Raw genomic sequence first — 12,328 nt, 5'->3', positions numbered from 1 at the left:
CTGGGGAGGTGATGGTGTAAATGCGCACATAAAGTGCATGTTCGGGGGTGTCGGCCGTGGTGCGGGTCCCTCGGTCTTGATTCTTCCGCCGCAGGAACGTTTACTCTATTACGTATCAATGGGCACCTCGATGGGGAAGGACGTCATGGGCGGCTTTCAGATGGGTATGGATATCGAGACCGTCGGTAGGCAGTTGAAAACAGATGTACTGGTGGTCGGCGCTGGTCCATCAGGTGCTGCCGCCGCGTCCTGGGCTGCCCGGTCTGGGCGTGATGTCCTGCTCGTCGACATGGCACAGTTCCCTCGGGACAAAACCTGCGGCGACGGACTGACACCTCGTGCGATCGCAGAACTGAACCTGTTGGGGTTGTCGGACTGGGTGCTCGAGCATCCAGTGACACGCGGCCTGCATGTATACGGTTGGGGTCGGGATCATCGGCTGCCTTGGAACGGCCGCTCCTTTCCCAACTACGGAAGCGTGATCACCCGCACCGAGCTCGATCGCCACTTGGTGCAAGTGGCTGAAGAATCAGGCGCACGCACCCTGTTCGGATACCGCGCGGCCGCAGTCTCTTTCGACAGAGACCGGATAGCCGGAGTCGAGTTGCGGCGGGTTTCCGACGGTGGTGACGACAACCCCGTGAATGTTGTGGCACGCACTGTTCTCGTCGCAGACGGGGTCCGATCGAAATTCGGTGCGCTGCTGGGTCGTCAGTGGCATCGAGAGAGTGTCTATGGCACGGCGATGCGTGCCTTCATGCGGACGGACAGGCCATCGGATTGGCTCGTCGCGCACCTCGGCCCCCAAATGCCCGATGGGACAACACTGCCGGGATATGGGTGGATCTTTCCGCTTGGTCATTCTCAAGGGAACGGTCAGATTGATATCGGGTCCGACCCGCTTGTCAACGTGGGTGTTATCGCATACTCAGCCAAGAACCACGAACTGCATTCGGGTCTGTTGCCGTTGTTGGACAAGTATGTGGCCGACGTACGCAATGAGTTCGGGCTATTGGGTGTACCCATGCAGGTCAAGTCTGCACTCCTGCCGCTGGGAGGAGCGGTCTCTCATGTAGCCGGACGCAATTGGATGTTACTCGGAGATGCTGCGGGCTGCGTAAACCCTTTCACGGGAGAGGGTATTGACTACGCGTTGGAGACCGGTCGATTCGCCGTCGAGCATCTGGACGAGGCGGACCACAGTGTCACTTGGCCGCACCGGTTGAACTATGAGTACGGGCCGATGTTCGCCGCAACTCGACGTTTTGCACGTGGCTTCTTCAAGCCATGGGCGATGAACGGGTTCGGGCAGCACATTATGAAGTCGCGTCGTGCGATGTCGACCGGTATCAGGTTGATGTCCAACCTCGTTGGGCCGGCTGATACCGACTTACCGGTGCGCCTGGCCAGAATCGGCGGTTCTGTGGCGCAGCGCCAGGAGGCCAGGCGTCCATTCCTGACACCGTCGCATGATTTTCCCCTGCTCAGCGGCCCCGCGGGGCGGCGCTGAGCGCAGAGGGCCTCAGCTTCGTGCAATGCGTGCGTCGTATTCCTTGCGTTTGACGGTATCGGAGACCAGGAACAGATCTCGGTACAGCCGAGTCCTCAGGAGTCGGCGCTTGAGCCGGCCCGGTATCGGACCCATGAGCGCAACAGCGCCCATTCCGATCGTGGGATAAGCATGAAGCTGTTGTGTGTGAACTACTTTCATAATCGTCCGGGCAACCTGCTCGGGCGTCGCCACTAGAATTCCTGGGCTTGTCAAACCGTCGATGAGCTCGGTGGCAGTGTGACTGGGCTGCACGGTGGACACACATACGTTATGGGGCGCCAACTCGGCGCTGACAGCCTCGGTGAATCCGATCGCGCCGAACTTGGCGGCGTTATAGATCGCCAAGCCAGGCGCAGGAACGCGTCCGGCAATGGACGCGATGTTGATGATGTGTCCGCTGCCTCGAGTGACCATGCGTTCGGCGGCCAACTGCGTCCCCAGGATCACGCCCACCAGATCGATGTCGACGGTGCGTCGGATCAACTGCTCGCGGTAGTTGAGAAAGGGGCCGGTTGGCATGATTCCCGCGTTGTTGATCAGCACGTCTAGCGGTCCGTTTTCGTTCTCGGCGCGATCGAGGAAGGCCGAGAACGAATCCTTTTGTGTGACATCGAGATGTACTCCAACGACGCCCAGGCCGGCAGCGGCCTTGTCTACGGCCTCAGCGTCGATATCGCCGATGACAACCTTGGCGTGGGCATCTGCAAACGCCTTCGCGGTGGCGAATCCGATTCCGCGCGCGGCACCGGTGATCGCAACCGTCTTACCTGCGGCACCATGCCGATAGGCCGATCTCACGAGTGATTGCTTCCCGTGGTGAATGTCGATAGCGGATAGTGGACCCCGGAGAGCTTCTCGGAGAGCGTCCAAAGTTGTAGCGCCTGTTCGTGATCGCGTGAAAGCCTGCTGGACAGGGAATGCACGACACCCCTGCCTCGGTATCCGAAACGCGGACCGTAGAAGTCGCCGCCGAGAACCCCGGTGCCGAATCCGGCATGGGCGATGGGCGCCATTCCTTCGGCGAGGGTTCCTCCAAGGGCGGTGACCAGAGGTTTCATTCGTTGAAGGAAGGCCAGTGAACTGTGGTCGTACAAGCCTGTGGAGACCACCCCGGGATGTGCGGCCACGGAGATAGTCGGTGAGCCTGCGGCGACCAGTCGGCGGTTCAGCTCCCGGGCGAACATCACGTTGGCGGCCTTGGAATTGGCATAGGCGACGACACGGCGGTAGAGATGATTCCGGAATAGTGGGTCCGCCAGGCTACTGCGAGTGGCGCCCAGGTGGGCGATGCTAGACACCGTCACCACGCGTTTGCGAATACGTTCCAGCAGCAGTCCAGTCAATGCAAAGTGCCCTAGATGATTTGTCCCGAAGGTGCTTTCGAATCCATCTGCGGTGACACCATGCGGCACGTTCATGATTCCCGCGTTGTTGATGAGTACGTCAATGGGTTCGTCGACTCGGTCTGCGAATGTTCGCACCGATGCCAGATCTGAGAGATCCAGACGCTCAACAACGGTATCGCCGCCGATCTTATCGGCGACGCTCTGGGCGGTGTCGATATTGCGGCAGGCCAAGATCACCCGTGCATTACCCGAGGTGGCGAATGCGGCGAGCTGCGCGCCCAGCCCTCCGTTGGCCCCGGTGATGACCACGGTCTGGCCAGTCAAATCGGGCGTTGGGTCGGTCTTCTTCATAACTGCTCTCCAAGAAATTTAGCGGTGTGGTTTGCGAATCTGGGGTTTGGCGGTGCGGGTTAGGTTCCGCGCACCATTGCTTGCGCCAGCGCAGTGTCTGGCACCAAGGCGGTGACGAGGCCGAGCCCTCGTGCAAGACGCGGCGAGATCTGTGGGGGACGCTTGCGGATCGCATGCACAATCCATTCCGCTGCTTCAGTGGCTGAAAGTGAGGGCCGGTTCGCGTATTTGGGGGTGGCAGCGGCCATGGGCGTTCGCACGAGGGGGTAGTACAGGGTGGTCACGTCGATCTTTTCTCGACCCAGCTCCGCAGACAGAGTACGTCCGAATACACCGAGTGCCCGTTTTGAGGCGGCGTAGGCGGAGTATCTGGGAGCGAGCCCGATCAGTGCGGCAGTGGTAGACACGTTAACTATGTGGCCGGACCCGCGCTCGCGCATCCCGGGCAGAAAACCGAGGGTAAGTTGTACCGGCCCAAAGTAGTTCAACGCCATCGTGCGCTCGTAATCGTGGAAGCGGTCCACTGCGTCACCGATTGTGCGCCGGATTGATCTGGCCGCGTTGTTGACGAGCACGTCGGGGGTGCCATGGTCGGCGATAGCGCGCGCGATGAGATCTTCGCGCGCGCTGGCATCGGATAGGTCTGCGCAATACCAGTGGGATGCTCCGCCGGTATCGGCGATCTTCTGTTGCAGTGCTTCAAGTTCGGGTTGGCGGCGCGCCACCATGATGACCTCGGCTCCCAGAGCGGCGAGAAGTTGTGCTGCCACCTCACCGATACCCGAGGATGCTCCCGTCAGCACGACCTTCAATCCCGGAAGTGAGCTTTCGTCATGCCCGTTAGAGCGAGGTCTGGACATGGCATGGCGTGCCAGTCGGTTGATCAGGGGTGTCGGTGATGAGACGGGTCTCTGCGTCATCGGCATCAGCCAACCCTGCCATACCCGGCTGAGATATTTCAATAGAAATGTCTCTATAGATAACCTTTGAACAGAGCTTTATAGTCTCTAGCGAGACAAATATGTCGTACATGTGAATTTATCAACGGCGTCCGGGCTCCGCCCACGGTCCAGTGAGAGGCAAACAGAGATGTCGAAGGTCTCGGAGGCCGTCGTGCAATCGACCGCGGTTCCCCCTTGGCTGCAGGGGTTGGCGATGAACCCTGAACATGCGTCAGCACAGCTGCGAACCGGCTTCAATGGGTTGGGGCAGTATTGGGTGCGCCGCCACGCCGCCGTCCTGATCCTGTTGAACGGCACACCGAACCCGCGACGGCGTGGGCTGCCCGATGACGCCAGTGTTCTACTCCTGCGCCGCTCTGAGGCGCTGCGCCGTGGTCCACGGGAAATTGCATTTCCCGGTGGATTCGCGGAGGCTGGCGACTTGTCCCTGGTCGGCACTGCGCTGCGTGAGGCGAATGAGGAAGTCGGACTGAATCCAGTTGGTGTACAGCCCATTGCAGTACTGGACAGCTGCGCGCTGGTTCCCTTCACCTATTGCGTGACCCCGGTGATTGCGTACTGGTCGGTGGTCACTCCCACGTGGGTCGTCGATCCGGGCGAGACGGCAGAGGTCCTCCAGATGCCACTGGCTCAGCTGATCGATCCGTCCCACCGCACCGCCATTCGGTGGCGGCTACTGGGCTCGCGCGGGGTGATGCCGGTGTTCCGCGTTGATGATGTGGTGATCTGGGGATTCACCGCATGGGTGCTCTCGGCTGTTATCTCCGCTGCGGGCTGGGAAGAACCGTGGACTGCGGATGGCAGGTTTGACATTCGGCTCGGGCGCATTTCTATTCTGCGCCAACGGCTCGCAGGGCAGCAACGGTGACGTGCGACGGGCTGCATCCCACCCGGACCTTAGGGGAGACGCTAGGCGGTGTCGTGCGCGCCATGCGCCCCCGGCAGTGGATCAAGAATGTCCTCGTGGTTGCTGCGCCCCTGGCCACGCTGGGCGGCGCTGTCCGCTACGACTATGCCAAGGTTTGCGGCGCGGCGGGTGCGGCTTTTGTCGTGTTCAGCCTGGCGGCTTCGGCGATCTATCTGGTCAACGATGCCCGGGATGTCAGCGCCGACCGTGTCCACCCGACTAAGCGATTCCGGCCGATCGCTGCGGGAGTGGTGGCGCCGACTGTCGCCTACTTGGTTGCGATCGCACTGTCTGTGGCGTCCCTGAGTCTTTCCATGGCAGTTTCGCCGGCTCTGACTTTGGTGGTCGGTACATACCTCGCCATTCAGCTCGCATATTGCCTTGGGCTGAAACATCAAGTGGTGCTTGATATCTGTATCGTATCTTCGGCGTATCTTCGGCGTATCTGCTGCGTGCTATCGCGGGTGGTGCGGCGACGGGAATCCCGCTGTCGCAATGGTTCCTGTTGGTCATGGCATTCGCATCCATGTTCATGGTTGCTGGAAAGCGTTATGCGGAACTGCAACTCGCTGAACGCACCGGCGCCAAGATTCGCCGCTCGCTAGAGCGCTACACCCAGACCTATCTCCGATTCGTGTGGACCTTGTCAGCGGCTGCTGTCGTCGTGTTTTACGGGCTTTGGGCATTCGAGCGGGACGGTCAGGCCGGATCGTGGTTCACGGTCTCGATGATTCCCATCACCTTGGCGATTCTGCGCTACGCCGTAGACGTCGACGCGGCGTCGGCCGGTGAGCCAGAAGAGATCGTCCTCAGTGACCGGGTTCTGCAGGTACTGGGAGCCGTCTGGATCGTCGTTGTGGCACTCGCGATAGTTCTGGGCTGATGTCGGGGTGCCAAGGCTGCGGGACATTACGTCCTGTGAGTACGTTGGTGGCCTCAACTGGCACGCGGGCCGAACCGCCGCCGTGCCGCATGGACGGCTCCGATCGAGCGGCCCAGGTGAGCCGCGACTTGTGCCGCGGTGGTCGACGCGTCCAGGGCCTTGTCGATCTCCTCGGTGGTCCAGGGCTTCTGCCAGTTCAACGGATGATTCCCGGCGTCGGCGAAGTAGCGCTGGGTTCGCCGGGTGGCCCGTTGGTTGATCCGCTCCCAGCGTTCGCGTTCTGAGTCACCGATTCGCTGCAGTCGCTGCGACTCGGCCGTGGAACAGCCTGCGCACCGGCAGCCCGATTGAAATCCCGCGAGACCGTGAACCGTCAGCATCTGCTCTCCTTTGCCTATCCGCCGATGTGCCTATCCACCGATGTGGGCAGATTCGCACCCGGTTGCGGTGCGGCTCTAGAAGCCAAAGTCACTTTCAGGGCTTCTCGCCGAACGTTCTGAATTGCGTGCGACGATCGCAGGTGTGGAGTTGCCCGCGTTAGACGATGTGCTGGACCGGCTGCACGTGGTCGCGCTACCCATGCGGGTGCGATTCCGCGGCATAACCACCCGTGAGGTGGCGTTGGTCGACGGCCCCGCGGGCTGGGGCGAGTTTGGTGCCTTTCCCGAGTACCAGCCGCCTGAGGCCTCAGCCTGGTTGGCCGCGGCGATCGAGGCCGCTTACACCGAGCTGCCGGAGCCTCGGCGCACCCGAATTCCGGTCAACGCCACCGTGCCCGCGGTGGCCGCCGCGGAGGTGCCTGAGGTGCTGGCTCGTTTTCCTGGCGCCCGTACCGCCAAGGTCAAGGTGGCCGAGCCCGGGCAGACCCTGGATGAGGACATCGCGCGCGTCGAGGCGGTTCGCGCGCAGATTCCCACCGTGCGGGTGGACGCCAACGCGGGATGGACCGTCGAGCAGGCCATTGAGGCACTGACGGCACTGACCCGCACCGGCGATCTGGAGTACGCCGAACAACCCTGCGCCACGGTCGAGGAACTGGCGGAGGTACGCCGGCGCCTCCCGGATGTGCCGATCGCGGCCGACGAGAGCATCAGGCGTGCGAGCGATCCGATGCGTGTTGTGCGGGCTTGCGCGGCCGATATCGCGGTGCTCAAGGTGGCCCCACTCGGCGGGGTGGCCGCGCTGCTGGATATCTCCTCGCGGATCGGCATGCCCGCGGTGATCTCCAGCGCCCTGGACAGCGCGGTCGGTATCGGTATCGGTTTGCGTGCGGCCGCCGCACTGCCGGTGCTCGAGCATGCCTGCGGATTGGGGACCGGGGGATTCTTTGTCGAGGATGTGGCGCAGGCGCCGACGCCCGAGGACGGCTACCTGCCGGTGTCGTCGTTCACACCCGACCCAGCCCGGCTGGCGACACTCGCCGCTCCCACCGACCGCCGCGACTGGTGGCGGCGCCGTGTGGCCGACTGCTACCCGCTGCTGAACCGGTAGGTTCTCTCAACGTGCCTCTCGCGAACATCAACGGCATCCAGATCAGCTACGACGATCGTGGGCCCCTGGCGCTCGGCGCCTCCGGTGACCCCGTCGTCTTCATCTCCGGGCGCGGCGGTGCGGGGCGCAGCTGGCACCTGCACCAGGTACCGGCATTCCGCGCCGCGGGTTATCGCACCATCACCTTCAACAACCGGGGGATACCGCCGACCACCGAGTGTGCCGACGGCTTCACCCTGCAGGACATGGTGGCCGATGCCGCGGCGCTCATCGAGAGTCTCGGCGCGGCCCCGGCCCGGTTGGTCGGGTTCTCCATGGGCGCGCTAGTCGCCCAGGAACTCGCCCTCACCCGTCCGGATCTGGTGACCGCAGCGGTGTTCATGGGAACGCGGGGGCGCGAGGACTCCACCCGATCGTTCTTCCGCAAGGCCGAGCTCGAACTGTCCGCATCGGGTGTGCAGGTGCCGGCGGCATACCAGGCGGCCATGCGTCTGCTGTTGAACTTCTCGCCGAAGACCCTCAACAACGATGCCGCGATCAAGGACTGGATCGACATGTTCACGCTGTGGCCGGAGCCGACCTCGGGTGGCATCGATCACCAGCGCAGTGCCATCCCCGGCCCCGACCGGCCCGGTGCGTACTCAGGCATCACGGTCCCGTCGCTGGTCATCGGGTTCAGTGACGATATGACCCTGCCGCCATACCTCGGCCGGGAGGTGGCCGACGCCATCCCCGGCGGTACCTACGTAGAGATTGCCGACGCCGGGCACCTGGGCTTCATCGAACGCCCCGACGAGGTCAACCGCGTGATCCTGGAGTTCTTTGCGAGCGCCTCACAGGCGGTATGACACCCTGATGGCATGAACCCGTCGACCGCACAGGCCCATGCCGTCGTCGACGAGCTGATCCGCGGCGGCGTCCGCGATGTCGTGCTGTGTCCGGGGTCGCGCAACGCACCCCTGGCCTTCGCATTGCACGATGCGGACAAGGCCGGTCGGTTGCGTCTGCATGTGCGCATCGATGAGCGCACCGCGGGCTTCCTGGCGGTCGGTCTGGCGGCGGCCAGCGGCGCTCCAGTGCCGGTGGCGATGACGTCCGGCACGGCAGTAGCCAATCTGGGGCCCGCGGTGGTGGAGGCCAATTACGCCCGCATTCCGCTGATCGTGCTGTCCGCCAACCGCCCCTACGAACTGCTCGGCACCGGTGCCAATCAGACGATGGAGCAGCTCGGCTACTTCGGCACCCAGGTTCGCGCCGCGATCAGCATCGGTCTGGCCGAGGAGGGCTCGGAGAAGCTTGAGGCGCAGAACCCGCACTGGCGCTCGGCGACTTGTCGAGTGTTGGCTGCCGCCAAGGGATCCCGCACTGCCAATGCCGGCCCGGTGCAGTTCGACATTCCGTTGCGCGAACCGCTTGTGCCCGATCGCGACGGGGGAGCGATACCCGCGGGCCGCCCCGGCGGGATGCCGTGGACCTACACCCCGGACGTGACGTTCGACGAACCCGTTGAGATCGACCTGACCCCCGATACCGTGGTGATCGCGGGGCATGGCGCGGCCGCGCACCCCAATCTGTCGATGTTGCCCACGGTGGCCGAACCTACTGCGCCCCAACCCGACAACCCTGTGCATCCACTGGCGCTGACCCTGTTGCATCCGCAGCAGGTGATCATGCTGGGACGGCCGACCCTGCACCGTCAGGTGTCATCATTGTTGGCGGACAATAGAATTCCGGTATACGCGTTGACCACCGGCCCGCGCTGGCCCGACGTGTCCGGCAACTCCCAGGCCACCGGAACCCGGGCAGTCACGTCCGGAAACCCCGATGCCGCGTGGTTGCAACGGTGCGCGCACGCGCACCAGAAGGCGCTCGACGCGGTGCGCGTACAGCTGGGCACTCATCCGCTGACCACCGGTTTGCATGTGGCGGCCAAGGTATGTGGGTCATTGCGCGACGGCGACCAGCTGGTGCTCGGCGCCTCCAACCCGGTACGCGATGCCGCGCTGGTCCCGTGGGGTGCCCGAGATGTTCGGGTGCGTTCCAATCGTGGGGTCGCCGGTATCGATGGCACGGTGTCCACCGCGATCGGTGCGGCGTTGGCGCACAAGGGGGGTCGTACCGTGGCCCTGATCGGTGATCTCACCTTCGTGCACGACAGCTCGGGGCTGCTGATAGGCCCGACCGAGCCGCGCCCCGAGAACTTGACCATCGTGGTCTCAAATGACAACGGCGGCGGCATCTTCGAACTGCTGGAACAGGGCGATCCGCGATTCGGTGACGTGTCCTCCCGCATCTTCGGAACCCCGCACGATGTCGACATCGCGGCCCTGTGCCGGGCCTACCATGTGGATTCGCAATCCATCTCCGTAGAGGAGCTCGGCCCCGCACTGGACGAACCCGCCGGGGGCATCAGGGTTCTGGAGGTCAAGGCCGACCGCTCCACTCTGCGTGAACTGCACGCCGCCATCAGGGCTGCCCTGTGAACCGACGCTCCCGTGTCATCAAGAGGGTCAGGATCGGGGTGCTGATATTGGCGGGCCTGATGACCCTGCAGTCACTGCTCCTGGTCGCGGGTGCCTGGCGAAACGACAAGGCCATCGAACGAGACATGGGTGTCGCGCTGGCCGAGGTGCTCAGCGCCGGGCCGCGGCGATCCACCATCGAGTTCGTCACGCCCGAACGAGTCACGTACCGGCCGGAATTGGGCGTTCTCTACCCGTCCGAGCTCAGCCCGGGTATGCGCATATATGTCGAGTACGACAAATCCGACCCGGATTTGGTTCGCGTACAAGGGCGTAACGCCTCATTGTCGATAGTTCCGGCCGGGTCCATCATCGTCGTGGTGTGGGCGGTCGCTGGAACGGTGCTGCTGGGGCTTGCATGGATACAGCGACGAAGTGCGGCGCCCGTTCACGCTTAAGTTTGCGTGACGTATGCCTGGGGGCAACCTAACTGCCAGGTGACGCTGACATGCTGTCTACGTGCGCATCGCGATCGTCGCCGAGTCGTTCTTGCCGAACGTCAACGGAGTTTCCAACTCGGTGCTGCGGGTGCTGGAGCACCTCCGCCGCACCGGGCATGAGGCCGTCGTCATCGCACCGGACACTCCCCGTGGACAGGCCCCCGCTGGTACCGAATACGACGGAGTGCCCGTGCACCGGGTGCCGGCCGTCATGTTTCCGAAGGTGAGCACCCTGCCGCTGGGCGTGCCGCAGCCACGCATGGTGCGGATCCTTCGTGATTTCGCGCCCGACGTGGTGCACCTGGCCTCACCCTTCGTCCTGGGATACGGCGGGTTGCGTGCCGCCCAGCATCTGGACATCCCCACCGTCGCGGTCTACCAGACTGATGTGGCGGGTTTCGCTGACAGCTATGGCGCCGGTTTCGCCGCTCGTGCCGCCTGGCGCTGGACCAAGCATCTGCACGGCCGTGCCGACCGCACCTTGGCCCCGTCTTCTTCTGCGATGGAAGATCTTGCCGCGCACGGAATACCGCGAGTGTTTCGGTGGTCACGCGGTGTCGACATCGAACGCTTCGCGCCCTCGGCGCGTGATGAGGATCTGCGCCACTCCTGGTCGCCCGAGGGCAAGCCGATCATCGGGTTTGTCGGGCGTCTGGCTCCCGAGAAACATGTGGAACGCCTGGCGGTGCTGGCTCAGCGCGATGACCTGCAGCTCGTCATCGTGGGCGGGGGCGTGGAGCGAGACGCACTCGAAAAGCTTATGCCCACAGCAATTTTCACCGGAGAGTTGACTGGGTCGGCGCTGTCGCGGGCATACGCCAGCCTCGATGTCTTCATTCACCCGGGCGAGCACGAAACGTTCTGTCAGGCGGTGCAGGAGGCGCTGGCCAGCGGGGTCCCGGCCATCGCTCCGGATGCCGGTGGACCACGTGATCTGGTGATCCCGGGACGCAACGGAATGCTGCTGCCGGTGGCTGATTTCGAGGCGCGGCTGGGAATGGCCGTCGATCATCTGGTGCAGCCGGCGACCCGCAGCCGATTCTCGGCGGCCGCCCGCCGGGGGGTGCTGTCACGCACCTGGCCCGCCATCTGCGACGAGCTGCTTGAGCACTACGCCGCCGCGGCGGGCACCACGCTGGGCCGCGGCATCATGACGGCCTAGTGCGCTGTACCGTCACGGTATGAACCGCGCCACCCTGGAAAAGGACCCGCACGAGGTCGCGTCCATGTTCGATGCGGTGGCCAAGCGATACGACATCACCAATACCGTGCTGTCCTTCGGTCGTGACCGCGCCTGGCGCCGTGCCACCCGCGAATCGCTGAAACTGAAGCCAGGGGACAAGGTGCTCGACATCGCCGCGGGCACCGCGGTCTCGACGGCAGAGCTCACCCAGTCCGGCGCCTGGTGTGTGGCGGCGGATTTCTCGGTCGGCATGCTCAAGGCCGGTGCGCATCGCACTGTGCCCAAGGTGGCCGGAGATGCGACCCGGCTACCGTTCGCGGATCATTCATTCGACGCGGTCACCATCAGCTTCGGTCTGCGCAACGTCGTCGATCACGTCGAGGGACTGCGGGAGATGGCGCGCGTCACCAAACCTGGTGGCCGCCTTGCGGTGTGTGAATTCTCGACTCCGGTCAACCGGCCTTTCCGCACGCTGTACATGGAGTACCTGATGAAGACGCTGCCCTCGGTCGCGCGCGCCGTCAGCAGTAATCCGGACGCGTACGTATATCTGGCCGAATCGATCCGGGCATGGCCTGATCAGGAGGCGCTGGCGCAGCAGATCATCTCGGCCGGATGGTCGAATGTGCGGTGGCGCAACCTCACTGGCGGCATTGTCGCCCTGCATGTGGCCACGCTCTGACCACAGGCT

The 12,328-nt window shown here is 63.8% G+C and carries 12 protein-coding genes and 1 pseudogene; 9 read left to right on the top strand and 4 right to left on the bottom strand.

What is annotated here, in order from left to right; translation table 11 throughout:
• Positions 1-118 precede the first annotated feature (118 nt).
• Positions 119-1,510 (top strand): geranylgeranyl reductase family protein, encoded by a 1,392-nt coding sequence (locus RHO23_RS16295; RefSeq protein WP_234798219.1) that lies wholly within the window; start codon positions 119-121, stop codon positions 1,508-1,510.
• Between the two features lie 12 nt (positions 1,511-1,522).
• Here the strand turns inward: RHO23_RS16295 and RHO23_RS16290 are convergent, their stop codons facing one another.
• The 3 genes from RHO23_RS16290 to RHO23_RS16280 are packed head-to-tail and all read right to left on the bottom strand — an operon-like array spanning position 1,523 to position 4,109.
• Positions 1,523-2,350 (bottom strand): SDR family NAD(P)-dependent oxidoreductase, encoded by an 828-nt coding sequence (locus tag RHO23_RS16290; RefSeq protein WP_206193554.1) that lies wholly within the window; start codon positions 2,348-2,350, stop codon positions 1,523-1,525.
• Positions 2,347-3,249: an SDR family NAD(P)-dependent oxidoreductase gene (locus RHO23_RS16285; RefSeq protein ID WP_070941432.1), complete on the bottom strand. Its 903-nt coding sequence runs from the start codon at positions 3,247-3,249 to the stop codon at positions 2,347-2,349. The genes RHO23_RS16290 and RHO23_RS16285 overlap by 4 nt, the downstream gene beginning before the upstream one ends.
• 59 nt (positions 3,250-3,308) lie before the next feature.
• The gene (locus tag RHO23_RS16280) at positions 3,309-4,109 is read right to left on the bottom strand and encodes an SDR family NAD(P)-dependent oxidoreductase (RefSeq protein WP_423488050.1); all 801 of its coding nucleotides are present in this window, start codon (positions 4,107-4,109) and stop codon (positions 3,309-3,311) included.
• Between the two features lie 229 nt (positions 4,110-4,338).
• Between RHO23_RS16280 and RHO23_RS16275 the strand changes: the two genes are divergently transcribed.
• Entirely contained in the window at positions 4,339-5,079 is a 741-nt protein-coding gene (locus tag RHO23_RS16275) for an NUDIX hydrolase (protein ID WP_070941431.1), read from the top strand.
• Positions 5,080-5,141: 62 nt separating this feature from the next.
• A pseudogene (locus RHO23_RS16270) lies at positions 5,142-6,001 on the top strand (decaprenyl-phosphate phosphoribosyltransferase).
• 53 nt (positions 6,002-6,054) lie between these two features.
• Here the strand turns inward: RHO23_RS16270 and RHO23_RS16265 are convergent.
• Positions 6,055-6,381: a hypothetical protein gene (locus tag RHO23_RS16265; protein WP_064409569.1), complete on the bottom strand. Its 327-nt coding sequence runs from the start codon at positions 6,379-6,381 to the stop codon at positions 6,055-6,057.
• 142 nt (positions 6,382-6,523) lie between these two features.
• On the opposite strand from RHO23_RS16265, the gene RHO23_RS16260 reads away from it, so the two are divergent.
• The 6 genes from RHO23_RS16260 (at position 6,524) to RHO23_RS16235 (ending at position 12,319) form a co-directional block, all read left to right on the top strand.
• Positions 6,524-7,492 (top strand): o-succinylbenzoate synthase, encoded by a 969-nt coding sequence (locus RHO23_RS16260; protein ID WP_423489241.1) that lies wholly within the window; start codon positions 6,524-6,526, stop codon positions 7,490-7,492.
• An 11-nt stretch (positions 7,493-7,503) separates the two neighbouring features.
• On the top strand, positions 7,504-8,340 hold the full coding sequence (locus RHO23_RS16255; protein WP_064409568.1) for an alpha/beta fold hydrolase: 837 nt from the start codon (positions 7,504-7,506) through the stop codon (positions 8,338-8,340).
• 12 nt (positions 8,341-8,352) lie between these two features.
• The gene (menD, locus tag RHO23_RS16250; RefSeq protein WP_064409567.1) at positions 8,353-9,975 is read left to right on the top strand and encodes a 2-succinyl-5-enolpyruvyl-6-hydroxy-3-cyclohexene-1-carboxylic-acid synthase; all 1,623 of its coding nucleotides are present in this window, start codon (positions 8,353-8,355) and stop codon (positions 9,973-9,975) included.
• Positions 9,972-10,412 (top strand): DUF3592 domain-containing protein, encoded by a 441-nt coding sequence (locus tag RHO23_RS16245; RefSeq protein ID WP_109418704.1) that lies wholly within the window; start codon positions 9,972-9,974, stop codon positions 10,410-10,412. Before menD ends, RHO23_RS16245 begins: the two co-directional genes overlap by 4 nt.
• Before the next feature lie 61 nt (positions 10,413-10,473).
• On the top strand, positions 10,474-11,616 hold the full coding sequence (locus tag RHO23_RS16240; RefSeq protein WP_030096567.1) for a glycosyltransferase family 4 protein: 1,143 nt from the start codon (positions 10,474-10,476) through the stop codon (positions 11,614-11,616).
• Between the two features lie 19 nt (positions 11,617-11,635).
• A complete protein-coding gene (locus RHO23_RS16235; RefSeq protein WP_030096568.1) occupies positions 11,636-12,319 on the top strand; it encodes a demethylmenaquinone methyltransferase in 684 nt (227 codons plus the stop codon).
• The last annotated feature ends 9 nt before the right edge of the window (positions 12,320-12,328 follow it).

Origin of the sequence: Mycobacteroides sp. PCS013 (assembly GCF_049532645.1) — a bacterium.
Taxonomy (GTDB): Bacteria; Actinomycetota; Actinomycetes; order Mycobacteriales; family Mycobacteriaceae; genus Mycobacterium; species Mycobacterium gwanakae.
This window is presented reverse-complemented; position numbering and strand designations above follow the sequence as displayed.